20 protein-coding genes and 1 tRNA gene are annotated in these 23,988 nt (G+C 64.6%); 9 read left to right on the forward strand and 12 right to left on the reverse strand.

Annotated elements, in window-relative coordinates:
* The first annotated feature begins 24 nt into the window (after positions 1-24).
* A complete protein-coding gene (locus AXK11_RS06680; RefSeq protein ID WP_068630565.1) occupies positions 25-564 on the forward strand; it encodes a Minf_1886 family protein in 540 nt (179 codons plus the stop codon).
* 95 nt (positions 565-659) lie between these two features.
* The gene (locus tag AXK11_RS06685) at positions 660-3,311 is read left to right on the forward strand and encodes a M16 family metallopeptidase (RefSeq protein WP_068630567.1); all 2,652 of its coding nucleotides are present in this window, start codon (positions 660-662) and stop codon (positions 3,309-3,311) included.
* Positions 3,312-3,549: 238 nt separating this feature from the next.
* On the opposite strand, the gene lpxA is transcribed toward AXK11_RS06685, so the two are convergent.
* Both lpxA and AXK11_RS06695 read right to left on the reverse strand, forming a co-directional pair.
* On the reverse strand, positions 3,550-4,341 hold the full coding sequence (lpxA, locus tag AXK11_RS06690; RefSeq protein WP_068630568.1) for an acyl-ACP--UDP-N-acetylglucosamine O-acyltransferase: 792 nt from the start codon (positions 4,339-4,341) through the stop codon (positions 3,550-3,552).
* Between the two features lie 215 nt (positions 4,342-4,556).
* On the reverse strand, positions 4,557-5,885 hold the full coding sequence (locus tag AXK11_RS06695; protein ID WP_068630570.1) for a bifunctional UDP-3-O-[3-hydroxymyristoyl] N-acetylglucosamine deacetylase/3-hydroxyacyl-ACP dehydratase: 1,329 nt from the start codon (positions 5,883-5,885) through the stop codon (positions 4,557-4,559).
* Between the two features lie 334 nt (positions 5,886-6,219).
* Here AXK11_RS06695 and efp point away from each other — a divergent pair, with 334 nt between their 5' ends.
* Positions 6,220-6,777, forward strand: coding sequence for an elongation factor P (gene efp, locus AXK11_RS06700; RefSeq protein ID WP_068630572.1), 558 nt, complete (start codon positions 6,220-6,222; stop codon positions 6,775-6,777).
* Between the two features lie 6 nt (positions 6,778-6,783).
* Positions 6,784-7,488, forward strand: a complete 705-nt coding sequence (locus AXK11_RS06705) for an ABC transporter C-terminal domain-containing protein (RefSeq protein ID WP_156469242.1) — start codon at positions 6,784-6,786, stop codon at positions 7,486-7,488.
* 232 nt (positions 7,489-7,720) lie between these two features.
* Here the strand turns inward: AXK11_RS06705 and recN are convergent, their stop codons facing one another.
* Entirely contained in the window at positions 7,721-9,400 is a 1,680-nt protein-coding gene (gene recN, locus AXK11_RS06710) for a DNA repair protein RecN (RefSeq protein ID WP_231865791.1), read from the reverse strand.
* A 396-nt stretch (positions 9,401-9,796) separates the two neighbouring features.
* Here recN and AXK11_RS06715 point away from each other — a divergent pair.
* Positions 9,797-9,873 (forward strand) — tRNA-Val (locus AXK11_RS06715).
* A gap of 51 nt (positions 9,874-9,924) precedes the next feature.
* Here the strand turns inward: AXK11_RS06715 and ribF are convergent.
* From ribF to nusA, 6 genes are all read right to left on the reverse strand, one after another.
* On the reverse strand, positions 9,925-10,962 hold the full coding sequence (gene ribF / locus AXK11_RS06720) for a riboflavin biosynthesis protein RibF (protein WP_156469243.1): 1,038 nt from the start codon (positions 10,960-10,962) through the stop codon (positions 9,925-9,927).
* 48 nt (positions 10,963-11,010) lie between these two features.
* On the reverse strand, positions 11,011-11,736 hold the full coding sequence (truB, locus tag AXK11_RS06725) for a tRNA pseudouridine(55) synthase TruB (protein WP_068630576.1): 726 nt from the start codon (positions 11,734-11,736) through the stop codon (positions 11,011-11,013).
* Positions 11,733-12,851, reverse strand: coding sequence for a DHH family phosphoesterase (locus AXK11_RS06730; protein WP_068630577.1), 1,119 nt, complete (start codon positions 12,849-12,851; stop codon positions 11,733-11,735). The genes truB and AXK11_RS06730 overlap by 4 nt, the downstream gene beginning before the upstream one ends.
* A complete protein-coding gene (rbfA, locus tag AXK11_RS06735; protein ID WP_068630579.1) occupies positions 12,851-13,345 on the reverse strand; it encodes a 30S ribosome-binding factor RbfA in 495 nt (164 codons plus the stop codon). Before rbfA ends, AXK11_RS06730 begins: the two co-directional genes overlap by 1 nt.
* An 80-nt stretch (positions 13,346-13,425) precedes the next feature.
* A complete protein-coding gene (infB, locus tag AXK11_RS06740; RefSeq protein WP_068630581.1) occupies positions 13,426-16,038 on the reverse strand; it encodes a translation initiation factor IF-2 in 2,613 nt (870 codons plus the stop codon).
* Between the two features lie 186 nt (positions 16,039-16,224).
* Positions 16,225-17,466, reverse strand: coding sequence for a transcription termination factor NusA (nusA, locus tag AXK11_RS06745; RefSeq protein ID WP_068630583.1), 1,242 nt, complete (start codon positions 17,464-17,466; stop codon positions 16,225-16,227).
* Positions 17,467-17,687: 221 nt separating this feature from the next.
* Here nusA and AXK11_RS06750 point away from each other — a divergent pair, with 221 nt between their 5' ends.
* Together AXK11_RS06750 and AXK11_RS09815 are read left to right on the forward strand one after the other, a co-directional pair.
* Complete coding sequence (locus AXK11_RS06750) at positions 17,688-17,900, forward strand: addiction module protein (RefSeq protein ID WP_068630585.1); 213 nt, start codon at positions 17,688-17,690, stop codon at positions 17,898-17,900.
* A complete protein-coding gene (locus tag AXK11_RS09815; protein WP_156469244.1) occupies positions 17,897-18,220 on the forward strand; it encodes a hypothetical protein in 324 nt (107 codons plus the stop codon). Before AXK11_RS06750 ends, AXK11_RS09815 begins: the two co-directional genes overlap by 4 nt.
* On the opposite strand, the gene AXK11_RS06755 is transcribed toward AXK11_RS09815, so the two are convergent.
* Positions 18,198-19,445, reverse strand: coding sequence for a DUF2851 family protein (locus AXK11_RS06755; RefSeq protein WP_068630586.1), 1,248 nt, complete (start codon positions 19,443-19,445; stop codon positions 18,198-18,200). The genes AXK11_RS09815 and AXK11_RS06755 overlap by 23 nt on opposite strands.
* A gap of 44 nt (positions 19,446-19,489) precedes the next feature.
* On the reverse strand, positions 19,490-20,056 hold the full coding sequence (locus AXK11_RS06760) for a DUF805 domain-containing protein (RefSeq protein WP_082780994.1): 567 nt from the start codon (positions 20,054-20,056) through the stop codon (positions 19,490-19,492).
* Between the two features lie 179 nt (positions 20,057-20,235).
* Here AXK11_RS06760 and AXK11_RS06765 point away from each other — a divergent pair, with 179 nt between their 5' ends.
* A complete protein-coding gene (locus AXK11_RS06765) occupies positions 20,236-21,921 on the forward strand; it encodes a putative Na+/H+ antiporter (RefSeq protein WP_231865792.1) in 1,686 nt (561 codons plus the stop codon).
* Between the two features lie 42 nt (positions 21,922-21,963).
* Here the strand turns inward: AXK11_RS06765 and AXK11_RS06770 are convergent, their stop codons facing one another.
* Positions 21,964-22,353 carry an arsenate reductase family protein gene (locus AXK11_RS06770; RefSeq protein ID WP_068630590.1) on the reverse strand — a complete coding sequence of 130 codons (390 nt, stop codon included), beginning with the start codon at positions 22,351-22,353 and terminating at the stop codon, positions 21,964-21,966.
* 278 nt (positions 22,354-22,631) lie between these two features.
* Here AXK11_RS06770 and glyA point away from each other — a divergent pair, with 278 nt between their 5' ends.
* The gene (gene glyA / locus AXK11_RS06775; protein WP_068630591.1) at positions 22,632-23,906 is read left to right on the forward strand and encodes a serine hydroxymethyltransferase; all 1,275 of its coding nucleotides are present in this window, start codon (positions 22,632-22,634) and stop codon (positions 23,904-23,906) included.
* Positions 23,907-23,988: the final 82 nt, after the last annotated feature.

The raw sequence follows: 23,988 nt of genomic DNA on the forward strand, positions 1-23,988 counted from the left end.
TGTGCTACTCATGCGCCCAAGACTATGTCACAACTGGATTTCCCGGAGATCATCGAGCTCATCTACAAAGAGGACACGCGCTATGCCAAGAAAGCTTACGACTTCGTCCGGCTCGGGCTGGACTACACGATCAAGGAGCGGCGCAAGCGCGACGCCAAGCGCACGGGTAAATCCACCCACGTGAGCGGCCCCGAGCTGCTCCACGGCATGCGCGTCTACGCGCTCGATCAGTTTGGCCCGATGGCCAAGACCGTCCTCGGCGAGTGGGGTATCCACCGCTGCCGCGACTTTGGCGCGATCGTCTACAACCTGATCGAGTACAACGTCTTCAGCAAAACCGCCGAGGACCGGCTCGAAGACTTCGAGGAGGTTTACGAATTCGACGAAGCCTTCACCACTCCCTTTCTGCCAAAGGCTGCAAGCGCCGGTCGTCCTGCAGATGCCACTGCAAACGGCAGCGACAAAAAGGCCGCTACCGAAGCTGAGGCGACCAAGGACAGCTCCACTGCTCCCAAAGCCGCCGCCACCAAGCGCCCGCGCAAGCAAGCCGCGCCCAAGTCCTGACCAGCACGCACCGCTTCGCACGCCCCCCCGCTCGCCTGTTCGCACTCAGGCTCTACGACACTCCCTCGCTCTCCCGCCCACCGCCTCTTCCCACCATGCCCAAACCCATCGCGCGCACTCCCCGTCGCAGCAACTCAGCCGTCCACGCCTACCCCGACCTCAAACTCCTCGACCGCTTCGCCGACGAACAGGTCATCCGCCGCGTGCTCCCCAACGGGCTCACCCTCCTGATCAAGCCCGACAGCCGCGCCCCCATCGCCTCCGTCCAGGTTTGGGTAAAAACCGGCTCCATCCACGAAAGCACCGACCTCGGCGCCGGGCTTTCCCACTACCTGGAGCACATGCTCTTCAAAGGCACCCGCGCCCCACGCCCGCGCAGCGCCCGCCAGATCTCCGAGCAAGTGCAAACCCACGGCGGCACGATCAACGCCTACACCACCTTCGACCGCACCGTCTACTACATCGACCTGCCCGGCGAGCACGCCCCGCTCGCCCTCGACATCCTCAGCGGCATGGTGCTGCGCCCCAGCCTCGATAAGACCGAAGCGGAAAAAGAGCGCGACGTCATCCTCCGCGAGATCGCGATGGGCGAAGACGATCCCGACCAGCGGCTTGCCCAAGCCCTCTTCTCGACCGCCTTTCGCCAGCACCCCTACGCGCACCCGATCATCGGCCACCGCGAGCTCTTCGCGGCAGTCACGCACGAGCGGCTGCTGCACTACTACCGCACGCGCTACGTGCCCGCCAACATGGTCGTGATCGTCGCGGGCGACGTCGTCCCCGGCGAAATCGAGTCACTCGTCGCGCAACACTTCGGCACCGCCGCGCCTCAGCCCCTCGCGCCCGTTTACGTGCCCGCCGAGCCGCCCCAGCTCGCCCCGCGCCATTGGGAAGAGTATGCCGACGTAGAGCTCACCCGTGCCGGCATCGCGTGGGCGATCCCCGGCCTCGCCCACGCCGATACTCCCGCGCTCAACCTCCTGGCCCTGCTCCTCGGCGGCGGCGACAGCTCGATCCTCTGGCAATCCATCCGCGAAAAAAAAGGCCTCGTCCACTCTATCGACACCACGAGCTGGAACCCCGGCTCAAACGGCCTCTTCTACATCGCCTACACCTGCGACGCCGCCAAGCGCGAGCCTGCCATCGCTGCCATCCTCGCCGAGCTTGAGCGCGTAAAGCGCAAGCCCCCGAGCCCGGCCCAACTTCGCAAAGCCATCCGCCAGCTCGTCGTTGGCGAGATCAATACCCGCAAGACAGTCAGCGGCCAGGCCTCACGCCTCGGCGCCGCCGAAGTCGTCGTCGGCGACCTCGCCTTTTCGCAAAGCTACTTCGCCCGCCTCGCCGCCCTGCGCCCCGCCGACATCCAGCAAGCCGCCGCGCGCTACCTCGTCGCGCAAAGCTCCAGCACCGTCTCGCTCAACCCCAAATCGGCGCGCGCGGATGAAGCCTCCGCAGGCCTGGCCGCCGCCCCGAAGCGCGCCCAAAAAAGCCGCGCAAAATCCGCCGTGGCAAACGCCGCGCCCCAGCCCTTTCAATCGCTCACGCTGTCCAACGGCGCGCGCCTCCTCCTGCGCCCCGACCACTCGCTGCCCAACGTGCACCTGCGCCTCTGCGGTCTCGGCGGCGGCCTCTACGAACCCGCTGACCGGCGCGGCGCGACCAGCCTGCTCGCCACGCTCCTGACCAAGGACACACAGCGAAACACCGCCGCCCAGGTTGCCCAAAGAATAGAAGAAGTCGGCGGCAGCTTTTATCCGATGTCGGGTAACAACGCCTTCGGCCTCGCCCTCGAAGTCCTCCCCGGCGACCTGCCGCTCGCGCATCAACTCCTCGCCGATGCCATCCTGCGCCCGGCCTTCCTCCAAAGCACACTGAAGCAAGAGCGCGCCGCGCAAATCGCCGCCCTCCAGGACGACAACGACAACCCCGTCAGCTTCGGGCTGCGGCAGCTCCGGCGCCACTTCTTCGGCGCGCACCCACTCGCCATCGGCCCCAATGGCGAAGAGCACGCACTCGCGCGCATCACCACCCACGACCTGGCCGAGCTCCACGCACGGCTCACCTCCCCCGCAAACCTCGTCTTCGTCGCCACCGGCGACTTCGAGCCGCGCGCAATGGAAAAAGCCGCGCGCAAACTCCTTGGCCAAATCCCCGACGGCTCCACAGCCCCCGCCGCTCCGCCCTTCACCGGCCCGAGCAAAGCCGCCGCGTTTAAGGAAACCCAGCCCCAGGCCCAAGCCGTCGTCTTTGAGGCTTATCCGGCGCCCTCGATTCGCGAAGACGCCTTTTTTGTCAGCGAAGTGATGGACGAACTCTTTAGCGGCATGTCCTCGCGACTCTTTGAGCGCGTGCGCGAAAAACTCGCCCTCGCCTACTACGTGCGCTCCTCGCGCGTGATCGGGACCGACGCCAGCATGTTCTATTTTTACGCGGGCACCGAGCCCGGAAAGGAAGCTGCCGTGCTGCGCGAAATCCAAGCCGAGATCGCCCGCGTGGCCCGCGGAGCCGTCACCTCTGCCGAGCTCGCCCGCTGCAAAACCCGGCTCAAAGCCGGACACCGCATGGGCCTGCAAACCAACTCGCAGCGCGCCCTCCAGGCCGCCCTCAACACCCTCTACGACCGCCCCGCAGACGACACCGAAGACTACGCCCAGCGCATCGACTCCGTGACCCGCGCCGAGCTCAGCGCCTTCGCCAAGAAATACCTCCGCCCCACCCAACGCCTCCAACTCACCCTCAGCCCCTGACTCGCAAGGAGGTCACGGCCGCCATTCACTTGGGAGCGCACGCCAGCGCACACTCTGCACGCGCCGAAAAACCAGCATGTATGCCGCGACGCGGGAGGAGGCTGCGGGCCCGCCAGTCTCATTTTTGTTTCGCTCAGTGCGGCGTGGATCGCAGGCGGTGGCCGCCCCCATCCCCGCCCACCCGACATGGGGGAATGCCAACGCCGCCTTCCCTCCCCTCCCGCACACTCTCTTCCCCTCAAGTATTTCCCTGGGCGAGGCCGCGGGTGCACTTGGCGGCGAATTCCCGCATGCGCTGGAACTCCGCGCTTTGCGCCAGCGGGTGGGCCGCAATCCGCTCCAGTGCCTGACTGCGGTTTAGCCCTTCGCGGAAGAGGATGCGGTAGAGCTGCTTCACGCGCTCCAGAGGCTCGCCCGCAAAGCCGCGCCGCTCCAGCCCGACTTTGTTAATCGCGCGGATGACGGCGGGCTGCCCGTCGGCGATGACAAAGGGCGCGATATCCTGGACGACTTTCGCGTAGGCGCTGACCATCGCGTAGGCACCGATGCGGCAAAACTGGTGCACGCCACAGACCGCACCGAGCACCGCGTAGTCTTCGACGACGACGTGTCCGGCGAGCCCCACGGAATTGCTCATGATGATGTGGTCGCCGAGCTGGCAATCGTGCGCCACGTGGCAATACGCGAGGATGTGGTTGTGCGAGCCGATCCGCGTGAGGTCGCCATCGGCAGTCGCCGCGTGCACGCTGACGTATTCGCGAAAGACATTGTGCGAGCCGATCCGCACGCCCGGCTGGCCGCCTTTGTACTTCAGGTCCTGCGTCTTCGCGCCGATTGAGCAAAAGGGAAAAACCTCGCAGTGCGGCCCGAGCTCCGTGTCGCCCTCCACGCTCGCATGATGGTGCAGCCGCGTGCCCGCACCGAGGCGGACGCCCGCCCCCACGTAGGCAAACGCACCGATCTCCACGCCCTCGCCAAGCTCGGCAGCGGGGGAGACGAGTGCAGTGGGGTGGATGCGCGTGGTGCTCATGTTTTTTTGGGAATTACGAAACGGGGAAACAAAGGCGGAAGAACGAGGAGTGGTTCGGGCAGTGCGAGCAGTCAGAGTGCTTCAGGGGAAACGGGTGCGTTGGGAAAAAGCTCGGCCAGGGGCGTGATTTTTTTCGAGCGGCAGCGCGGGTAAGCCCCTTTCCAATCTTCGCCGAGCTCAGCCACACGGCCCCGCCCAGTCACCACAGTGGCTTCCTATTCGTCGCCCTCCTCGACGACGCCAAACATGAGTTCAGCCGAGGAGACGACCTGGCCATCGACCGTGCAGTTGCACTCGGCGACGGCGAGTTTCGCCCCGCGCATTTTGGTGATCTTGGCGTTGATGATGACCTGGTCGCCGGGGCGCACGGGTTTGCGAAATTTCACCTTATCCGCGCTCATGAAAAAGGGCGTGCCGCCATTGGACTTGGTCATCTTGCGCAGGAGGATGATGCCTGCGGCCTGCGCCATCGCTTCGAGCTGGAGGACGCCGGGCATGACCGGATTTTCGGGAAAGTGGCCCGAGAAATACGGCTCGTTAATCGTCACGTTCTTGATCGCGACGAGCTCGTCTTCGCCGATGAACTCGACCACGCGGTCGATCATCACGAAGGGATAGCGGTGCGGGATCGTATCGAGGATGCGGCGGATATCGAGCGAGGTCTCGGTCGGCAGCAGGGTGGCCGGGCGCGGCTTTTTCTTGCGCGGTTTTTTCGCTTCCTGGAGCCGCTCGAAAAGCGCCTTGGTGAGCTCGGCGTTGATGGCGTGGCCGGGGCGCATCGCGATGATGTGCGCCTTGAGCGGGAGGCCGAGCAGCACCACGTCGCCGATGATATCGAGGATCTTGTGGCGGACGAATTCGTCGGCGAAGCGCAGCGGCTCCTTCGAGATGATTTTATCGCCTTTGATCACCACCGCGCAGTCGAGCGAGCCGCCCTTGATTTTGCCGAGTTTGAGGAGCTCCTCTATGTCTTCGTAAATCGTAAATGTGCGCGCGGCGGCGACCTGCGTAATGTACGTGTCGGGATCGATCGAGAGCGAGAGGTGCTGCGTGTGGATGCCGCGATTGTCGGAGGAGGTGCAGGAGATTTTGAGCTCGTTGGCGGGCAGCGCGATGATCGAGGAGTCGCCGCGCGTGACCGAGACCGGCGCATCCAGCGTGAAGTACTCGCGCTCGGCGGCCTGCTCGACCGGCTCGCCCTGGAGGATCAGGTTGACGAAGGGCTTGGCCGAGCCGTCGAGGATCGGTGGCTCCGAGGCGTTCATCTCGATCACCACATTATCCACGCCGCAGCCGTGCAGCGCGCTCAACACGTGCTCCACCGTGTGGATCTTCGCGTGGCCGCTCTGGATCGTGGTCGCGCGCACGAGGTCGCCCACCTGATCGATGCGCGGGCGCAGCTCGGGCGCGCCGCTCAGGTCGATACGCTTGAAAACGATCCCGTGATTGGCCGGAGCGGGCTTCAAAGTCAGGGTGACGGCCTCGCCCGTGTGCAGGGCATTACCTTGGATGGAGACCTCACGCGCGAGGGTGCGTTGTTTCATAGAAAGAAAGGCGGCGAGGCTGCCAGCGCGGCGGGGCCTATGACAAGTACCGAGAGCGTGCCAAGCGCAGCCGCCGCGCCGCGAGCCCGCGGCTCTCAGTACCGAACGGGCACCCGACGAGCGCGCGAGTACCGATCAATTTGGCAGAAAACTCTGCAAGGCCGACTCAGCCACACGCCACACCGCCCCATATCGCGCCTATCGCTCCGGCCCCTGTGCGCAAGAACACCACTGACCTGCGAAAAAAACGGTACGGCGACTCCTTGACCTCGTGGAGCGGCTTCGCCTACTGGCTTGGCCTTTTTTCGCCAACCCAACTCGACACACGCACCACATGCCCGCAGCCAACGACATCCGCAAAGGCCAAGTCATCAAATTCCACGGCGAGCCCCACCTCGTCATGGAGACCCAGCACCGCACGCCCGGGAACCTCCGCGCCTTTGTGCAGGTAAAGATGCGCAACTTGCGCTACGGCAAGGCACTCGACCAGCGCTTCACCTCCACCGAGCCCGTCGAAGTCCTCACCACCGACCGACGCACGCTGGAGTTTAGCTACGCGGATCGCGGCACCTACGCCTTCATGGATCCGGAGACCTATGACCAGATCGAGCTGAGCGAGCAAACCATCGGCGACCTCAAAAACTACCTCGCCCCCGGCGGGCGCGTCGACGTGCTCTTCGTCGACGGCGTCCCCCTCAACGTCGACCTCCCCTCCTCGGTTGAGCTGAAAGTCACCGAAAGCGCCGACGGCATCAAGGGCGACACCGCCAGCAACGTGCAAAAACCCGCCACGCTCGAAACCGGCCTCATCGTCCAGGTCCCCCTCTTCATCAAGGAAGGCGAGACCATCAAGGTCAGCACTATCGACGGCTCCTACATGGGCCGCGCCTAAGGGAGCGTGCACACGACCGGAGCGACTGCTTTTTTTCAGACCTCCCGTTTTTCACCCCAAAGCCGCAGCCACGATTGGCTGCGGCTTTTTTGTCGGCCAGCGGGACCAACCAAGCAGCCGAATACGGCTTTGCATTGCAGTAAAAGAGCAGCACAATCCGGCACCAGAAAAAGCCCGCCCCCGCCGGAAGAAACGAGCACCGCCACCACCGCGACACCGCAAATGAGCACCGCAACAACAGTTGAGGACGTCGTCCCTGAGCACGAAGTGCGCTCGCGGACCCGACAGCTCCACGCGGCAGCAGCCAGCGCGAGGAGCGCGGAAAATAGCGGCAACAACGCGCTATCGCTAACCTCTCTGGCAATCGCGCTGGCAGCACTTGCAATCGCCGCGTTTGCCTACCTGAACAGCAGAATTGATAACCTGGACAGGAAGATCGATGGCGTCGCAGCAGACCTGCGAGCTGAAATCAGAACTCTATCCGAACGAAATGATGCCAAGTTTGAAAGAGTAGATACAAAGATAGAAAGGCTGGATGCCAAAATCGAAAAACTCGGCGAGCAGATGGATACAAAGATCGCGAAACTGGATACCAAAATAAACAAACTCAGTGAACAGATGGATGCCAAAATCGATAAATTAGACGCGAAAATCGATAAACTCAGTGAACAGATGACCCAGTTGATCATTAATCAGCAAAGGGCGAACTAGTATCACCTATCCCCTGAAGACTGCTCATCCGGATTATGGCTAATAGCCCATAAACGTCTAAATCTCACCGATTCCCAGTTTTCAGATCCTCTAAAAAACGCAGCCAGTCTGGGCTGCGTTTTTTTGTGCGCCGTATTATCCCCGCCCCGTTATATGCGCCCAAACTCCCGAACGTGAGCGCCCCCTCTTCGATTCGGAGCAGGGCAGAGCGCGGCAACACGCGTACGATGCGCTACAGCGCCTCGCCCAATAGTTCTTCGGCGTGGGCCAGGGCGCTGGCGGCGTTGCGGTCACCGAGCATGCGGGCGAGCTCGCCGAGGCGGGCGCTGCGCTCGGCCTCGATTGGCCGGATGGTGACCACCGCGCGCGACTGCGACTGGTCTTTCTCGACCAGCAAATGACAACGGGCCTGCGCCGCGACCTGGGGAAAATGGGTCAGGCACAGCACCTGGTGGCTCCGCGCGATCTGCGCCATTTTCTGGCCCACGATGCTGCCGATCTCGCCGCCCACGTTGGCGTCGATCTCGTCGAAAACGAGCAGCGGCACGCGGTCGAGATCGGCCAGCAGCGTTTTGAGCGCGAGCATCACCCGCGCCAGTTCGCCGCTCGATGCGATCCGGTTGAGCGGCAACGCGTCTTCGCCAACATTGGGCGAAAACAAAAACTCGACCGCACAATCGCCCTGCGGCCCGAGCCGCTCTTGCGGGACGAGCCGGATTTGAAACTCCGATTTGGCGAAGCCGAGCTGCGCGATGGCTTGCCCTGCCACGCTCGCCAGCGCAGTCGCCGCTTTTTCGCGCTGGGCGCGCAGCGCGGCGGCGGCGGCCTGCGCCTCGCGCAGGGCAGCCGCACTCGCCTTTTCCGCGCGCAGCAGGGCGCCCTCAATATCGCCCTGCTCGTCGAGCTGGCGCCGCATCTCCTCGCGCGCGGCGAGCACCGCGGCCAGGTCACCACCATGCCGCCGCTTGAGCTCCATCCAGGCGCTCATGTTTTCCTCCAAAGTCGCGACTTCCTGCGGATCGATCTGCAAGGTCTCCAATAGCGCGCGCGCTTCGCTCGCCACATCGGCCAGCTCCAGCCCGGCACTACTCACCCGCTCGGCAAGCGGCGCGCTCGCCGGATCGAGCTCGCCCAAGCGCCGCGCATCGCCCTGCACCTGCGCCAACCGCGACTCGATGCCCTCCTCCCCCGCCAGCCCCTCAACCAAGCGCGCCGCGAGCTCGGTCAGTGCCTGCACTTGGCTCATCCGCGTGAAATCGCGCTCGAGTGCGGCAAGTGCGTCCTCGCTCAAGTCCAGCGCCTCCATTCGCGCGAGCTGGGCTTGCAGGTACTCAAGCTGCGCGGGCGCGAGCCGCGTCTCGTTTTGCAGCCGCGCAACCGCCGCCTCCGCGGCGAGCCACTCGCGGTACCGAGCTTGGTAACTTTCCAGCGCGGGTGCACAGCGGCCGTAGAGGTCGAGCAGCTCCAGTTGGCACCCAGGCTTGAGCAGGCGGCGCGGCTCGCTCGGTCCGTGAAAATCGACCCACAGCTCGCCGAGCTGGGCCAGCGCGGCGAGTGTCGCAAGGCTGCCGTTCACGCTGATCTTCGGGGCTTTTTCGCGAGGCAGGCTGCGGCGCAAAATCAGGACGCCCTCCTCGCAGCGCGGCAGCGCGAGCTCGTCGAGCAGCGCATCGACCCGCGCCGAATCCGCAAAGTACAAACTCGCCTCGACCTCCAGCGCATCCGCGCCCTGCCGGATCATCGTCTTATCCGCGCGCTGCCCCGCCAGCAGGCTGAGTGCGCCTAGCAGGATGCTCTTGCCCGCACCAGTCTCGCCAGTGACTGCCGTAAAGCCCGCCTCAAATTCGAGCTCCACTTCTTCGAGCAAAGCCAAGTTTCGGACGCGCAGCGATTGGAGCATGATGCGCGTCATAGCGCAGGAAAAGCGGCGTACTTTCAAGCGCCGTGCCGCTGGCCACAGCGGAAAACGTTTTTAGGCACACAACGCGCGCTCACTTAAAAGAACACTACCACTACGCGTGAGGCGGTGGTCAGTGACCACTTCCATTTAATTTGGGAATCGGCCCCGCCGCTTCGCGCCGAAGCCGATTCCCAAATTAAGCTCCCCCTGTCGCGTTGCGACACAGTATTCGACCGTTCTATTTGGCGCGCCGCTCGCCCTCCCGCCTGGCGGCTCGTCAGTACCCAGCTCAAGCACGAATGGAGCGGAAAAACTGCTCGGCCGAAACTTCGGTTCACCGCCAAACGATCCCCCAAATATTTCTTGCGCAGCCGCGTACAGCTCCTCCTTACTCTGCGGCTCGTTTTTGGACCCTTAGCTCAGTTGGTTAGAGCGTCTCCTTGACATGGAAAAGGTCACTGGTTCGAGTCCAGTAGGGTCCACCACGACTACATTGTAACCCACTTATCCGCCGCTACTTCGGCGGATTTTTTATTTCATGGTCGCGGATTTGCGGTGAGCCATTCGCGCGCTTGGGCGGTGTCGGCAGCGATCTGGGCCTTGAGCGCGTCGAGGCCGGAAAACTTCTGCTCCGGGCGGATGAAGTGGCGCAGCTCGACGACCAGATCGTCTCCCCGATCCCAAGGACAATCGCCCAAGACAAAGGCCTCCAGCAGCGGAATCGCCTGCGTGCCGACTGTGGGGCGAAGCCCGTAGTTGGCGATGCCCGGGCGCGTGCTGCGGCGGCCAGGCTCGCGCACGCTCGCCAGCGGCTCGGTGCCGCACGCCTCCGAAATCTCCACCGCGTAGACGCCGTAGCGCGGCTGAAGCTCGGGCACCCACTCTATGTTCAGCGTGGGAAAACCAATCGTGCGGCCCAGCTCGCGGCCTGCCTGCACATGACCTTGCGCGAAATACGGGTAGCCCAGCATCGCGTTGGCCTGCTCGATCTGGCCGGAAGAAATCGCCGCGCGAATCCGCGTGCTGCTGATCGCATCGCCCTCGAAATTCACGCGCGGCAGCCCGACTACCTGCACGCCCAGCTCGGCGGCCTGCGATTGCAACAACGCCACGTCTCCTCGGCGACCGCGCCCGAAGCGCCAGTTTTCGCCCACATAAACTCCGGCGAGCGCGGGCAGCGCCTGCTTGAAATACGCAAGCACCGCCTCGGCCTCCAGCGCGGCAAACTCCGGCGTAAAGGGCTGCGTGATGAGCGCCTCCACACCGAGCTGTGCGAGCACGCGCGCCTTCTCGCCCGGCAGCATGAGCATCTGTGTCGCGGCCTCAGGCCGAAATAAATGGCTGGGGTGCGGCCAAAAGGTCAGCACAGCCGCCAGCCCGCCGCTCGCGCGCGCCGCCTCCACCGCGCGCGCCACCACCGCCTGATGTCCGCGGTGCAACCCGTCGAACATCCCCACCGCCAAATGCAGCGGCCCGCCTGCTCCTCCTGCCCCGCCCTGCGCTTCCGCCAAATCAACCGCCTGCAAACTGGAAAACTGCCGCAGTGTTGAAGTGCTTGGGCTGCTGCTGCTCATGGTGAGGGGCCTCTCGCTCGCGCGTGCCTGGCTAAAGCTCGGCTTTAACTAAAGGGCGACGCTCGGCGCCGCCTCGTGAATCGGGATCAGCCGCGCTTTGATCTCCGCACGCGGCAGCTCGAGAATCGCCTCAAGCGGCAACGCTTGCGCGAGGCCAAACTGGCCGCTACCCGTGCGGCGCAGCGCGGCGAGGTGTGCGCCGCAGCCCAGTTTTTCGCCAAGGTCGTTGGCGATTGTGCGCACGTAGGTGCCCTTGCTGCACGCCAGCCGAAAGTCGAACTGGGGCAGCCCGAAGCGCGTCAGCTCAAAGGCACTCACGCGGATGAAGCGCGGCTCGCGCACGACCTCCGCGCCTGCGCGCGCTTTTTTGTAGAGCGGCACGCCGTCGATCTTGATCGCCGAGTACATGGGCGGGGTCTGGTACTGGTCGCCCAGGAAACCGCCCATCGCCTTGCGCAGCTCGGCCTCGCTGAGTGCAGGCACGGGTCGCGTCTCCATGACGCGCCCTTCGGCGTCCTGCGTGTCGGTGATTTTGCCCAGCTCGATTGTGCCGGTGTATTCCTTGTCGAGGCTGATCAAGTACTGTGAAATCCGCGTGGCCTTACCCACGAGCATGACGAGCAGCCCCGTGGCCATCGGGTCGAGCGTGCCCGCGTGGCCGATCTTGCGCGTGTGCAGCTTACCGCGCAGCCGCGCCACCACATCGTGCGACGTGTGATCCGCGGGCTTATCCACGAGCAGTACGCCGTGCAGTTCCTCCAGTTGTCCGATCATAAAGAAATCTCCTTTGGCGCTGCGGCCGTGACCGCACCTGGCGCCGATGCACGCGCAGCACTTGTAGCTGCGGCGGCCGTGCCCGCCTGCACCGCGTCGATCTGCGCGCCGACCGCCGCGACCAAAGCACGGCAAAACGCCTCGCTCTCCATCTCCACGCTGAGTCCTGCCGCGCAAGCGTGGCCGCCGCCGCCGAACTGACCGGCGACGCGGTCAACCCGATAGGCCGGATCTTTCGCGCGCAGGCTCGCCTTCATTTTCAGGCCGCCGCCGCGCTGCGCCGACTCCACGCGCTCCTCAATCAGCGCGGCGATTTCCACGCCCTCGATACAGCGCGCGTAATCGACGAGCCCCTCCGTGTCTTCGACCGAAGAGCCCGTCGCCTCAAAAATCCCCTTGGGCAAAAATCCGTAACAGAAGCGCCCGCCGCACTCCATCTTCAGCGTGCGCAGAAATGCCTCCAGCAGCCGCAGTTTCCCGAGCGACTCGCGCTCGTAGAGCTCGTAGCCGATCTCGGCTGGCCGCGCCCCACGTGCGATCAACTCTCCCGCGAGTGCGAAGCAGCGCGGCGTCGTCGAGGGAAAGCGAAACTGCCCCGTATCGGTTACGATTCCGGTGTAGAGTGCGCGGGCAGCGTGAGCATCAATCGGCAACCCGAGATCGACGAAGACTCCGGCCAGGATTTCCGAAGTCGCCGCCGAGCTCGGATCTAAAAAATCATTCTCGGCAAAACCCGGGTTCGACAGGTGGTGGTCGAACATCGCCAGCGGACGCGGAAAGGCAGCCTGAAGCTCGGGCCCGCAGCGCGCGCCATCGGCGCAGTCGACGAAAACAGCCGCATACTCGCCCGCGTTAAGACTCGGCAGCGCATCGGATGCATAGAGGACGGGCGTTTGCTGCGTGAGAAACGAGAGGCGGCGCGGCACGCGGTCAGCATTGAGGCAAACGACCTCGGGCACGCCTGCCGCCGAGAGGACGCGCGCCAGCCCGACTTGGGCGCCGATGCAATCGCCATCGGGCCGCATGTGCCCGACGACTGCGACTCGCCCGCGCGCGCGCAGCTCGGGCAGGAGCGCAGCAAACTTTTTGGAAAACTCGGGATAAAAATCGGCCATCACCCGGCGCCCCTTTCTTCGTTGTCGGCGGCGGACGCCCCTTCAGGCGCGGCCTCATCTTCGGCCCCGGCTTCGTCTTCAGCCTCATCGAAACCCTCCCCAGCATCCTCCGATCCGGTGAAGTGATCCGCCCCTCCATTCGCGCTGGCACCGCCCGCGCCCGCTTCCAGTTCTTCGAGAAGCTGGACGATCCGCGTGCCCCGCTCGGCCGACGCGTCGAGCACGTAGTCGAGCCGTGGCAGGTATTTCAAAACGACCCGCCGCGAGAGCGCGTGCCGGATTTCGCCGGCCTGCCGCGCGAGCCAGCGCATCCGCCCTTGGGCATGCTCCTCGCTGCCGACGATCGAGACGTACACGCGCGCCGTGCGCAGGTCGGGCGAGACGCGCACTTCGGTGATCGTGAGCGTCACCGTCTCGGCCTGATAGCGGCGGTGGAGGATCCCGCTCAGCTCCCGTTGCAGCAGCGCGTTTACTCGCAGAAGACGGTTAGGCATGGGACTGGGCGGCAGGTCGTGAAGAGGGAAGAAGACTCAGCGGGCGGAAAGACGCAGTGGCAGTGCGGTGGCTCAGCCTATCAGAGCGTAGCGCGGACTTTCTGCACCTCGTAGCATTCGATGATGTCACCCACTTCGTAGCCGTTAAACTCGTCGAGCTTGATACCGCACTCCAGCCCCGCGCGGACTTCGTTGGCGTCGTCCTTGTAGCGTTTGAGCGTGCTGACGCGGCCCTCGTGGATGATCGATTTTTTGCGGCGCAAGCGCGCGAGCACATTGCGCGTGACCTTGCCATCGGTGACGAGGCAGCCCGCGACCGCGCCTTTGCCCAGATCGAAGACCTGGCGCACCTCGGCCCCGCCGAGCTTGATTTCCTTGAGGTCGGGGTCGAGCAAGTCGGCCATCATCTCGCGCACCTTGTCGCCGAGCTCGTAGATCAGCTCGAAGGTTTCGATGCGCACGCCGTGGTGCTTGGCCATCGAGGTGACGCCGTTTTCCAGCTTGGTGTGAAAGCCGATCACGACGGCCTTGGCCGCGCTCGCCATGAGCACATCGTTCTTCGTCACGAGGCCGACCTCGTTGGCGATGATGTCCACCGAAACCTTGTCGCTCTTGATGCCCTCGAGGACGTTGCGCACGGCCTCGGTCGAGCCGAAGACATCGGTCTTGAGGATGACCTTGAGCGTGCGCGCCTGCGTGGCCGCGATGTTGGCGAAGAGCTGATCGACGGAGACCTCCTTTGGCGCGGCGGCGGCTCTCGTGGCGACCTGGCGCAGGCGGAGCTGCTCTTCCTCGGCCAGATTCTCGGCCTCGCGGGCGTTTTTCACCGCGCGAAAAGTCGCCCCGCTGTCGGGCGTGCCCGACCAGCCGATCACGCGGACGGGGGTCGAGGGCGGCGCCTCCTTGATGTTGCGCCCCTGATCGTCAAACATGGCGCGCACGCGCGCAAAGTGCGTCCCGCAAACGAGCGCATCACCGACCTTGAGCGTGCCGCGCTGCACGATGACGGTCGCCATCGGGCCGCGGCCAAAATCGATTTCACTCTCGACGATGAGGCCGCTGGCCTCGGCCTTCGGGTTGGCCTGGAGCTCCAGCATATCGGCCTGGAGCAGGATCATCTCCAGCAGCGTATCGACGCCCTCCCCTTTCAGCGCGGAAACGGGGACGGTGATCGTCTCGCCGCCCCAGTCTTCAGCCGCGATGTTGCGCTGCTGCATCTGGGTTTTGACCTGGTCGATATTGGCGCCCTTTACGTCGATTTTGTTAATCGCGACGATAAGGGCGACGCCCGCCTCCTGCGCGTGCTTGAGCGCCTCGTCGGTCTGCGGCATGAAGCCGTCATCCGCGGCGACGACGAGCACGGCCACATCGGTGACGTGGGCACCGCGCGCGCGCATCTTGGTAAAGGCGGCGTGGCCCGGCGTATCGAGAAAGGTGATTTTGCGGCCCGACCGCTCGACCTGGTACGCGCCGATGTGCTGGGTGATGCCGCCCGCCTCGCCCGAGACGACGTTGGCCGAGCGGATGCGGTCGAGCAGCGAGGTCTTCCCGTGGTCGACGTGACCGAGGATGCAGACCACCGGCGGGCGCGGCTGGAGGTTGCGCTTCTCCTCTTCCTCGGGATCCACCTCTTCCTGCGCGGCGGCCTTCTTTTCGGCAGGCTCGCCGCGGTGCTTGATCTCTAAAATGAAGTTGTGCTTCTCGGCGACGGCGACGGCGACGGCCTCCTCAATCGTCGAGTTCATCGAGGCAAAACCGCCCTGCTGGTTGAGCTCCGAGATGAGCTTGAAGGGTTTCAGCCCCAGTGCCGCAGCGAAGTCGCGCACGATGATCGGCGGCTTGAGCTGGATGTGCTTGATCTCGTCGTCTTCGGCAGCGAGCGCGGAGGCGGGGACGGGCGAGATCGGCGGGGGCTTGGGCGCCACTGCGCCGAGAACAGGCGGAGCGACGGGCGGCGGGGCCGAGACCGGAGGCGGCGCAGGCGCGGGCAAGACCGGAGGCGCCGACAAGGGCGTCGGTCGGGCGGGCGCAGCGGCGGTGGGCGCAGGAGAAACGGCGGCAGCCGGACGCTTCACCACTGGCGGAATCGGCAGCGCAGGAGCCGGAGGCGGTGACGAAATCACCGCCGCAGCGGGCGGCGCCGCTCGCACAGCGGGCTTGGGGATCGGCGGCACCGGCGGCGGCGCCGATACGGCGGGCTTGGGCGCCACCGGTGCGGGAGCGGGAGCCACTGGTGCAGGTGGTGGCGGGGGGGCAGAGGCGCGCGCACGAGCGGCAGCTTTCTCAGCCTTTTCCGCGGCTTCGGCAGCGGCAGCGGCCGCCGCCTTTTCCGCTTTTTCGCGCGCGATATCCTCAGGCGTTTTAACGAACACGCCAGAGGGCAGATTGACGGTCGGAGTCGCTTCGGGCTTGGCCGCCTCGGGGGTAGGTGCTGCCGCAGGCGCAGATGCCTTCCTGGGCTTCGCCTTGGTCGGCTCGGCTTCCTCGCTGGCAGCGGCGGCGGCCTCGGCCTCAGAAGCTGGCGCGCTGCTGTCCTCCGGCTTTTTAAATTCCTCTACGAGAGCATCGGCGGAGATGTTATCGATCGAGCTAGAGACGCTTTTGACGTCGAAGTTTCGCCCTTGGAGCAGCTTCAGCAGCTGCTTGTTATCCATGCCGATCTTCTTGGCCAGTTCGTGAATGCGGATGCTCATCTAAAAGTGCGTGTGGTCTGCGGAGTGCGGGGCGGGCTTTTGGCTTTTTCTAAAAAACAGTCAAATGGGAGGCGCAAGCGAGGCGGCGGTGGGTGTTGAGCAGCGGGCGAGCGGTTGGCGAATCGTGTAACAGCGGGCGGGTTGGGCGGCGGGACTCGATAGGCGGTCAGGGATGGCGTGCGTGCGTTAAGCCTGTTGCGGCGCGGCGGCGGAGACGCGGGAGATGATGCCCTGCGCCTCTTCGGCACTGAAGCCCGCGTCGATGAGGTCTCCCGCTTCGACGCCCTCGAAGGCACTGGGCGAGTTGATGCCCATCTCTACGAGCTTCGCGGCGATCACAGCGTCCAGCCCGAAGGTCGAGACCAGCAGGTCGATCGCGTTTTGCACGGGGTCGTCGCCCTGAGCCTTGAACTCTTCGATATCGATCCGCCAGCCGATCAGGCGCGAGGTCAGCCGCGCGTTTTGGCCCTTGCGGCCAATCGCCACCGCGAGGTCTTCGGTCGCCACTTTGAGCAGGATGCGGTGGCTGGCCTCGTCGATTATGATGTCGCGCGGTACGGCAGGCTTGAGCGCTTCGAGCACCATCTCGCGCGGGTCGGCGTAGTACTTGATGATGTCGACCTTCTCGCCGCCGAGCTCGCGGACGATGGTTTTTACGCGGGCTCCGCGCGCACCGACACAGGCACCCACAGGATCGACCTTGGGGTCGGTGCTGGTGACGGCGATCTTGGTGCGGTAGCCGGGCTCGCGGGCGAAGGACTCGATCTTCACCGTGCCATCGGCGATCTCGGTGACTTCGAGCTCGAAGAGCCGGCGCACGAACTTCGGGCTGGCGCGGCTGAGGATGATCTCGGGCCCGCGCGGCGTGGAGTCGATAGCGAGCAGCAGGCAGCGGATCCGCTCGTCGGGCTGGTACTCCTCCCCCGGGACTTGCTCGCGGGAGCGCAGGACGGCCTCCGCCTTGCCCAGGTCGATGTAGAGGTCGCCCCGCTCGCGGCGGCGCACCGTGCCCGTGATGATGTTGCCCACCTGGTCCTTAAAGTCGTCGTAGATGCGCTCCTTCTCGAACTGGCGCAGCCGCTGCATCACCGCCTGGCGGGCCGTCTGCGCGGCGATCCGCCCCAGCGTGGAGGGGTCGATCTCCTGCTCCACGATGTCGCCGAGCTGGGCGCCGGGCTGGAGCGCCTGGGCGCGCTCGATGTGGATCTCCGTCTTGGGGTCGCTCACCGAGTCAACGACCTTGAGCAAGGCCCAGGCATGCATCTGCCCATTGCGCTCGTTGATTTCGATCTTGAGCTCCTGGCCAGAGTTGACGCCCTTCTGGGCCGCCGTCTTCACCGCGTTCGCGATCGTGCTGATCATGTCTGCACGACCGATGCCCTTCTCCTTCTCCATGTATTCGAGGACAAATAGTATTTCGCGGCTCATATGCTTAATTTAAAAAGGGAAAAAAAAAGCGGGCCAAAGGGCCCACTTCTCAAGACTGTTTCGGGAAAGTGAGTGTGTAAAAGAGCGGCGAGGGTATTTTGCGCTTTCCGACCTGTCAAGGAGGCAAGCGCCCCGCCGGCCCAGAGGGCCTAGCGAGACCCGGGGCGCGGGCCACGGCTCGGCGTTTGACCTGCTGGCGCACGGTGCGTATCCCCCACCCCATGCTCAACGCTCAAATCGCCCACACCGCCTTGAGTCTCCCCGAAGAAGACCGCCGCGAACTCGCGCAGCAGCTCATCGAGAGCTTGGGTGACGACTTCGGCATGCTTTCCGATGAGGAAATCGTAGAAGAAGCCGCACGTCGCTACGAAGAACTCCGCAGCGGAGCAGTCCAAGGGCTGACTCTAGAGGAACACGCGTTCGCAACACGATGAAAGTCATCGTTCATAGACGGTTCACCAGCGAGCAACAACGGGTACAACATGACTACGCGTTGACCGCTTCCAAAGAGGTGTGCCTCCGATTTCGCGAAGAAATCTACGAGGCAATGAGATCAATTAACCTCGCTCCCAGCGCCGCCGGACACCCGTTGCCTTACCCCAAAAATCCCAAAGTGGCTTACCGCCGCAGGAACCTGAAACGATTCCCTTTTTTCATCATTTACGCCTACGAACCTGGGCAGCTCGCATTCCTGTGGCTGCTCCCCACCCGCTCTAATCCTGAAAATTGGTTCAAAGACCCTCCGTTGCTGTAGGCCGCTGTGTGGCGGGTCTGGCCTCCAGCTCGAGGGCCCAGCCGATGAGGCCTTGAATGGCGCCTTGGCAGCCCGGCTTCAAAACATGGCTCAGGTCGCGCCGGGCGTTTTGCAGAAAACCGGGCAAATCCCCCGGCCACCAGTGCCACCAGGTCCCGCAAAGCTCGCGGCCCGTACGCAGCGCCGCGAGCGGCAGGAGTCCGTCGCAAATCAGCGTGTCCAGACGCATGCCGCCAATCGCTCCCGCGCAGATCTGCCCAGCCGCTTGCTCGCGCAACGCGGCGAGGCCGAGCGCACGGCGTGCCGCTCGCGTATCCCTGCTCATCACCGCTTCGGGCCACTGCTGCGCAAACACGGCGAGGCGCTCGGGCCAATCGGGCGCGGCAGTGGCCCAACGCGCGTACTGGCCGAGCCGCTGGCGCGGGTGATTTGCAGGCCGCACAGCCCCGCGCGCCCAAGCCGCCTCCTCCTCAGCCAGGCGAGCCTCGACTCCTGCCGCCTCTAACCCCGCCCAGGTTTTTAGCGGATAGCGCTGGGCGAGGTTGAGCATGGGCACGCGGTTGAAGCGGAAGCCCAGAATTTCGAGCGCGGTTTGATGACAGGCTTCCGCAAAGCCGAGGCGGCGCACGCGCTGGCCCGCGTAGTGGAGCTTTCGCTGCCAACGCTGCGCGGCATGTGCCTCAAGCCGCGCGCGCAACTCCTCTGGTGAGAGTCCCCGAAGCGCCTCGGCCAGCGGATCGTGCCTACGCCCCGCGAGCGACTCCACCGCTTCGTCCGCCGCGTACTGCTCAAGGTCGTGGTACAGCAGCGGCAGCAGGCAAGCGGTCGCGATCTCGCCCCTCCCACCACTCCCGCCGCGCCTCAGCGTGCGATAGCCCGCAGGCGGTGGGAAAAGGACGACATGCAGCCCTACGCGATCGTAAGCCGGATCGCGCGCGTGCCCGTGTGCCTCCCAATCGCTCCCGTAGAGGTGCAGCTCGACATCGCAATCGAGCGGCGGCGCGCCTTCGCCAATTCGCAAACGCGCGTGCTTGAAATCGGGCCCCGCGAGGTGATTCCACTTCCCGCGCCGCTCAAGCCGCACCGGCTTCCCGTCGAGCGTCTGAAGCTGCCGCTGGTCGAAGGCCCCTTGATCCCAGATTTTTTGGAAAAGCCGCTCCGAAAAAATGAAGGGCCCGTAGAGCCCCTGAGCTTCGGCGACATGGGCTTCGGGGCGCGGCTCCATGAAGGGGAGAAATGCCGCTCAAAACACGCCGCGCCAAGCCCGCCCTACCAAGGCTTAACTTCTGGCGGGCTATCCTGCGAGGGCTGCGGCGGCAGCGGCGCGTTTGGCGAGCCGGGCTCAATCGCGCGCTCGCCAAAGCGGTTGGCCCCCGGAGTGCTCGGGATGAAGCCCACGATGATAAAAATAGCCACCATAGCGGCCACGCCGAAGAACGGAATAAAGCCCGCACAAAACAGGCCGAGGAACAACCAGCCCGACAGATTGCAGTCATGAAACCGCCGCACGGACAAAGCCATATGGGGAACGAATGTCGCCAAGCTCCATAGATTCGCCAAAGCAAAGAACGTAAGAAACGGCACTGTGGGAGTAGCCTCTATGATTCTGTAGAGCATCTCGAGGGGGCCTATGAAAATGCCCTCCTCCATCATCTCGGCTATCTCAGGAGAGAAGAGCACTTTTGGCGCGGCTTTGTTGAACATCCAAAAGACTGGAAAGAACAGCCCCGCGCCGATGGTGAACGTGAACAAAAACCACCACCAGAACTCCTTGCGGCGGGAGCGACCGGAAAACCCGGCATAGTTTTTCAACGGGAGAAACATCCATTTAAACATGGCGAGCAGGGGACAGAGGCTGGGGGGGAATCCGCCGAACGCATTACTCCCCCCATGCAAGCCAAAACACAAGCCCTAAGCAAAATCCGCCCCCGAACAGCTCGAGGGCTCGCGTCAAGCCAACAGCAAGGCAACTAAAGCACTGCGCGTGGGCGGGGTCGCCCCACGCGTAGTGCCCTTTGTTGCCTCCGCGCACAGGCATCCGCCATACGGATGATCTCGCCATCGACCGCGCGGGATCGGAGGCTGCGCCTCTTGTGAAAACAGGCTCTGCTTTTTCCCTCACCAAACTGGTTTTCCTCCCCCTCTTGCTGCTACTCGGGAGCGCTGCGCACCTGGTCGCAGCCGGAGCCGAGTCGGCGGCGGCTGCCGAGTTTCCGCGCGATCTGGCGAGCTACTCAGTCGCTTCGACTGCACCGGCGGCCGAGATGTGCTCGACGGGCGGCATCGGCAGCGTGTGGGAGGTGCTCGCGGCGCGCGCGGCCGAAGAGCCCTTTAACCTCGTGGCGAGTGCGATTTTTTTTCTGGCCGTCGTGCATACGTTTTTCACGGCGCGGTTTCGCCGCTGGGCACATGTGGTGGAGGCGCGCCACGCCGCGCGTCAGCGCGAGCGCCCGCGAGTCACCGACAACGATGGCGACGGGCAGCCCGACGAGGTGAGCTTTGGCGGGCAGGTGCTGCACTACCTTGGCGAGGTGGAGGCCGTCTTCGGGACCTGGGCGCTGGTGCTCTTTGGCGCGGTCGTTTGGTGCAAGGGGCTCGGGGCGGCGATTCACTATTTCGCGCAGCGGGTGGATTTCACCGAGCCGATGTTTGTGGTGATCATCATGGCGCTGGCTTCGACGCGGCCCGTGTTGCGCCTCGCCGAGCAGTGCCTGCGCGTGTTTGCGCGACTGGGCGGGGAGACGCCGCTCGCGTGGTGGCTGAGCCTGCTCACGCTGGCGCCGCTGCTCGGCTCGTTCATCACCGAGCCCGCTGCGATGACGATCGCCGCGCTGCTGCTCGCCAAGCAGTTCTACGCGCTGCGCCCGAGCACGGCGCTCAAGTACGCGACGCTGGGCCTGCTCTTCGTCAACGTGTCGGTCGGCGGCACGCTGACGCACTTTGCCGCGCCGCCCGTCCTGATGGTCGCCAGCAAGTGGGGCTGGGGCATGTCGTACATGTTGGCCCACTTCGGTTGGCATGCAGCGCTCGGGATCGTGGGCTCAAACCTCGTGTACTTTCTGATCTTCCGCCGCGAACTTTCGGCTCTCGGCACAGCGGTACAGAGCCACGCGCCCACCGTGCGCGAAAACGGGGGCGCACGCGCGGAGTCTGCCGATAGCGAGGAGGTGGCGATTCCTGCATGGGTCACGCTGGTGCACCTGCTCTTCCTGAGCTTCACGGTGTGGATGGCGCACTATCCGGCGCTCTTTGTCGGCGGCTTTTTATTCTTCCTCGCCTTCGCCAAAGCGACTGCGCACCACCAGTCGCGCATCGTGCTGCGCGAGCCGATGCTGGTCGGTTTTTTTCTCGCGGGGCTCGTCATCCACGGCGGCCTGCAAGCGTGGTGGATCCAGCCCGTGCTGGGCTCGATGGGCGAGCTGCCACTGTTTGCGAGTGCGACCGTCCTGACTGCGTTTAACGACAATGCGCTGATCACTTATCTGGCGACGCTCGTGCCCGACTTTAGCGAACCGCTGCGCTACATGGTGGTCGCGGGCGCGGTGACCGGCGGCGGGCTGACCGTGATCGCCAACGCGCCAAACCCTGCCGGCCAGTCGATCCTGCAACGCTACTTCGAAGACGGCATCTCCCCGCTGGGCCTACTCGCCGCCGCCCTGCTTCCCACGCTCATCGTCGCCGGCGCATTTTTGCTCCTGTAGGGGAGGGGTGGCCCTGCGCGGGCGGCGGTGGCAGGGTCGTTTTCAGGCGGACAGCGCAGCGGCCCATTCGGGCTCCTTGAAGCCGATGAGGCGGACTGGGCGAGCGGGCCCGCCGCTCGGCCCGCTCTGCTCGCCAATCAGGAAAGGGCGGCGGACGAGATTCCCGTTTTGCGTAAGCAGTGCGAGCGCATCGGCCTCACTCATCGCGGGAAGCTTTTGCGCCAAGCCCTGGGCGCGGTAGTCCATGCCCGAAGTATTAAAAATCCGGCGCAGCTCCCCGCCGTAAGCGGCCAGCATTTGCCGCAGCTCTGCGACACTCGGCGGCGTTTCGCGAATCGGATATTCGGCAAAATCAATCCCGCGCGCCCGCAGCCACTTGGCCGCATTCCGGCACGTGCTGCACTTCGCATAGGTGTAAAGTTTCAGGGACATAGGCCCGTCTGGCTAAGCTCCCGCCCCCCAACCGCAAGCCCCGACACTCCCTTAAAATACCCACTCCCGCCTCCTCAAACCCAACGCACCACACCGCAGAAATCGGGCCCAAAACGCTCGCTCACCCGCAGCGGCTGGCCTGCACGAAAAAAGGCCGAGGGCGGCGCGGGGTGCGAAAAACTTTGCCACCCGAGAGGCGGAGCGGTGTCCTCTCCCGCTCGTTTTCTCTCAAACTCCACGGTCAAGTTAATCCCGCGATTTTTCCCACAATCCAAGTCATGCTAAACGCCTCCTCGCTTAAAACTCTCGACCCACAGGTCTACGCCGCCATCGCCGACGAGCTCGCCCGCCAGCAAAGCCACATCGAGCTGATCGCCTCCGAAAACTTCACCTATCCGGCGGTCATGGAGGCGCAGGGCAGCGCGCTCACCAACAAGTACGCGGAGGGCTACCCGGGGAAGCGTTGGTACGGCGGCTGCGAGCACGTCGACCGCATCGAGCAGCTCGCGATTGACCGCGCCAAGGAGCTCTTCGGCGCCGAGTACGCCAACGTGCAGCCGCACTCCGGCTCGCAGGCCAACTTCGCGGTCTACACCGCCGTCCTCCAGCCGGGCGACAAGATCCTGGGCATGAACTTGAGCCACGGCGGCCACCTCACACACGGCAACCCCGCCAACTTTTCAGGCAAGCTCTACCAGTTCACCCAGTACGGCGTGAGCGAGGCCGACGGGCTGATCAACTACGACGAGCTCGCCGCACTCGCCCGCAGCGAGCAGCCCAAGATGATCACTGTCGGCGCCAGCGCATACTCGCGGATCATCGACTTTGAAAAGATGGGGCAGATCGCGCGCTCGGTCGGCGCCTATCTCTTTGCCGATATCGCGCACATCGCCGGCCTCGTCGCCTCGGGCCACCACCCTTCGCCCGTGCCGCACGCGGACTTCGTGACGACTACCACGCACAAGACGCTGCGCGGCCCGCGCGGCGGCCTGATCCTCGCCCAGGCCAAGTACGCCAAGGCGATTGACTCCGCCGTATTCCCCGGCGGCCAGGGCGGCCCGCTGGAGCACGTCATCGCCGCCAAGGCCGTGTGCTTCGGCGAGTGCCTCAAGCCCGAGTTCAAAGCCTACGGCGCACAGATCATCGCCAACGCGCGCGCGCTGGCCGCAGCACTCGTCGAGCGCGGCTACAACATCATCTCTGGCGGCACGGACAACCACCTCATGCTGGTCGATCTGCGCGCCAAGTTCCCCGAGCTCACCGGCAAGGCCGCGCAAGCCGCACTCGATACGGCCAACATCACTTGCAACAAAAACACGGTGCCCTTTGAGACGCGCTCGCCGTTCCAGGCCTCGGGCATCCGGCTGGGCACGCCAGCAGTGACGACACGCGGCATGGTCGAGGCCGACATGAGCACAATCGCCAGCGCAATCGACCGCGTGCTCGCCGCAGCCGCCAGCACCGACGCCGCCGCGCTCCCGCAAGTCGCCGCCGAAGTGAAAACCGAAGTCCTCGCACTCACCAGCCGCCACCCGCTCCCCTACTCCCTCTAAAGGGAGGGGAAACGCGAGCCACCACCAGGCGGCTCGCATCGCAGAACCCTCCCCCTGCGCGGGGAGCGGGGGACGGTGTCCC

The sequence above is a fragment of the Cephaloticoccus primus genome, from assembly GCF_001580015.1.
GTDB classification, from domain to species: domain Bacteria; phylum Verrucomicrobiota; class Verrucomicrobiia; order Opitutales; family Opitutaceae; genus Cephaloticoccus; species Cephaloticoccus primus.

Excerpts from the sequence above, each read along its gene's own strand:
- lpxA (WP_068630568.1), bottom strand. The coding sequence starts at position 4,341 with ATGAGCACCACGCGCATCCACCCCACTGCACTCGTCTCCCCCGCTGCC.
- recN (WP_231865791.1), bottom strand. The coding sequence starts at position 9,400 with ATGACGCGCATCATGCTCCAATCGCTGCGCGTCCGAAACTTGGCTTTG.
- AXK11_RS09815 (WP_156469244.1), top strand. The coding sequence starts at position 17,897 with ATGAAAGTCATCGTTCATAGACGGTTCACCAGCGAGCAACAACGGGTA.
- AXK11_RS06695 (WP_068630570.1), bottom strand. The coding sequence starts at position 5,885 with ATGAAACAACGCACCCTCGCGCGTGAGGTCTCCATCCAAGGTAATGCC.
- truB (WP_068630576.1), bottom strand. The coding sequence starts at position 11,736 with ATGATCGGACAACTGGAGGAACTGCACGGCGTACTGCTCGTGGATAAG.
- AXK11_RS06760 (WP_082780994.1), bottom strand. The coding sequence starts at position 20,056 with ATGTTTAAATGGATGTTTCTCCCGTTGAAAAACTATGCCGGGTTTTCC.
- AXK11_RS06755 (WP_068630586.1), bottom strand. The coding sequence starts at position 19,445 with ATGGAGCCGCGCCCCGAAGCCCATGTCGCCGAAGCTCAGGGGCTCTAC.
- infB (WP_068630581.1), bottom strand. The coding sequence starts at position 16,038 with ATGAGCATCCGCATTCACGAACTGGCCAAGAAGATCGGCATGGATAAC.
- glyA (WP_068630591.1), top strand. The coding sequence starts at position 22,632 with ATGCTAAACGCCTCCTCGCTTAAAACTCTCGACCCACAGGTCTACGCC.
- AXK11_RS06770 (WP_068630590.1), bottom strand. The coding sequence starts at position 22,353 with ATGTCCCTGAAACTTTACACCTATGCGAAGTGCAGCACGTGCCGGAAT.
- AXK11_RS06750 (WP_068630585.1), top strand. The coding sequence starts at position 17,688 with ATGCTCAACGCTCAAATCGCCCACACCGCCTTGAGTCTCCCCGAAGAA.
- efp (WP_068630572.1), top strand. The coding sequence starts at position 6,220 with ATGCCCGCAGCCAACGACATCCGCAAAGGCCAAGTCATCAAATTCCAC.
- AXK11_RS06680 (WP_068630565.1), top strand. The coding sequence starts at position 25 with ATGTCACAACTGGATTTCCCGGAGATCATCGAGCTCATCTACAAAGAG.
- rbfA (WP_068630579.1), bottom strand. The coding sequence starts at position 13,345 with ATGCCTAACCGTCTTCTGCGAGTAAACGCGCTGCTGCAACGGGAGCTG.
- ribF (WP_156469243.1), bottom strand. The coding sequence starts at position 10,962 with ATGAGCAGCAGCAGCCCAAGCACTTCAACACTGCGGCAGTTTTCCAGT.
- AXK11_RS06685 (WP_068630567.1), top strand. The coding sequence starts at position 660 with ATGCCCAAACCCATCGCGCGCACTCCCCGTCGCAGCAACTCAGCCGTC.
- AXK11_RS06730 (WP_068630577.1), bottom strand. The coding sequence starts at position 12,851 with ATGGCCGATTTTTATCCCGAGTTTTCCAAAAAGTTTGCTGCGCTCCTG.
- nusA (WP_068630583.1), bottom strand. The coding sequence starts at position 17,466 with ATGAGCCGCGAAATACTATTTGTCCTCGAATACATGGAGAAGGAGAAG.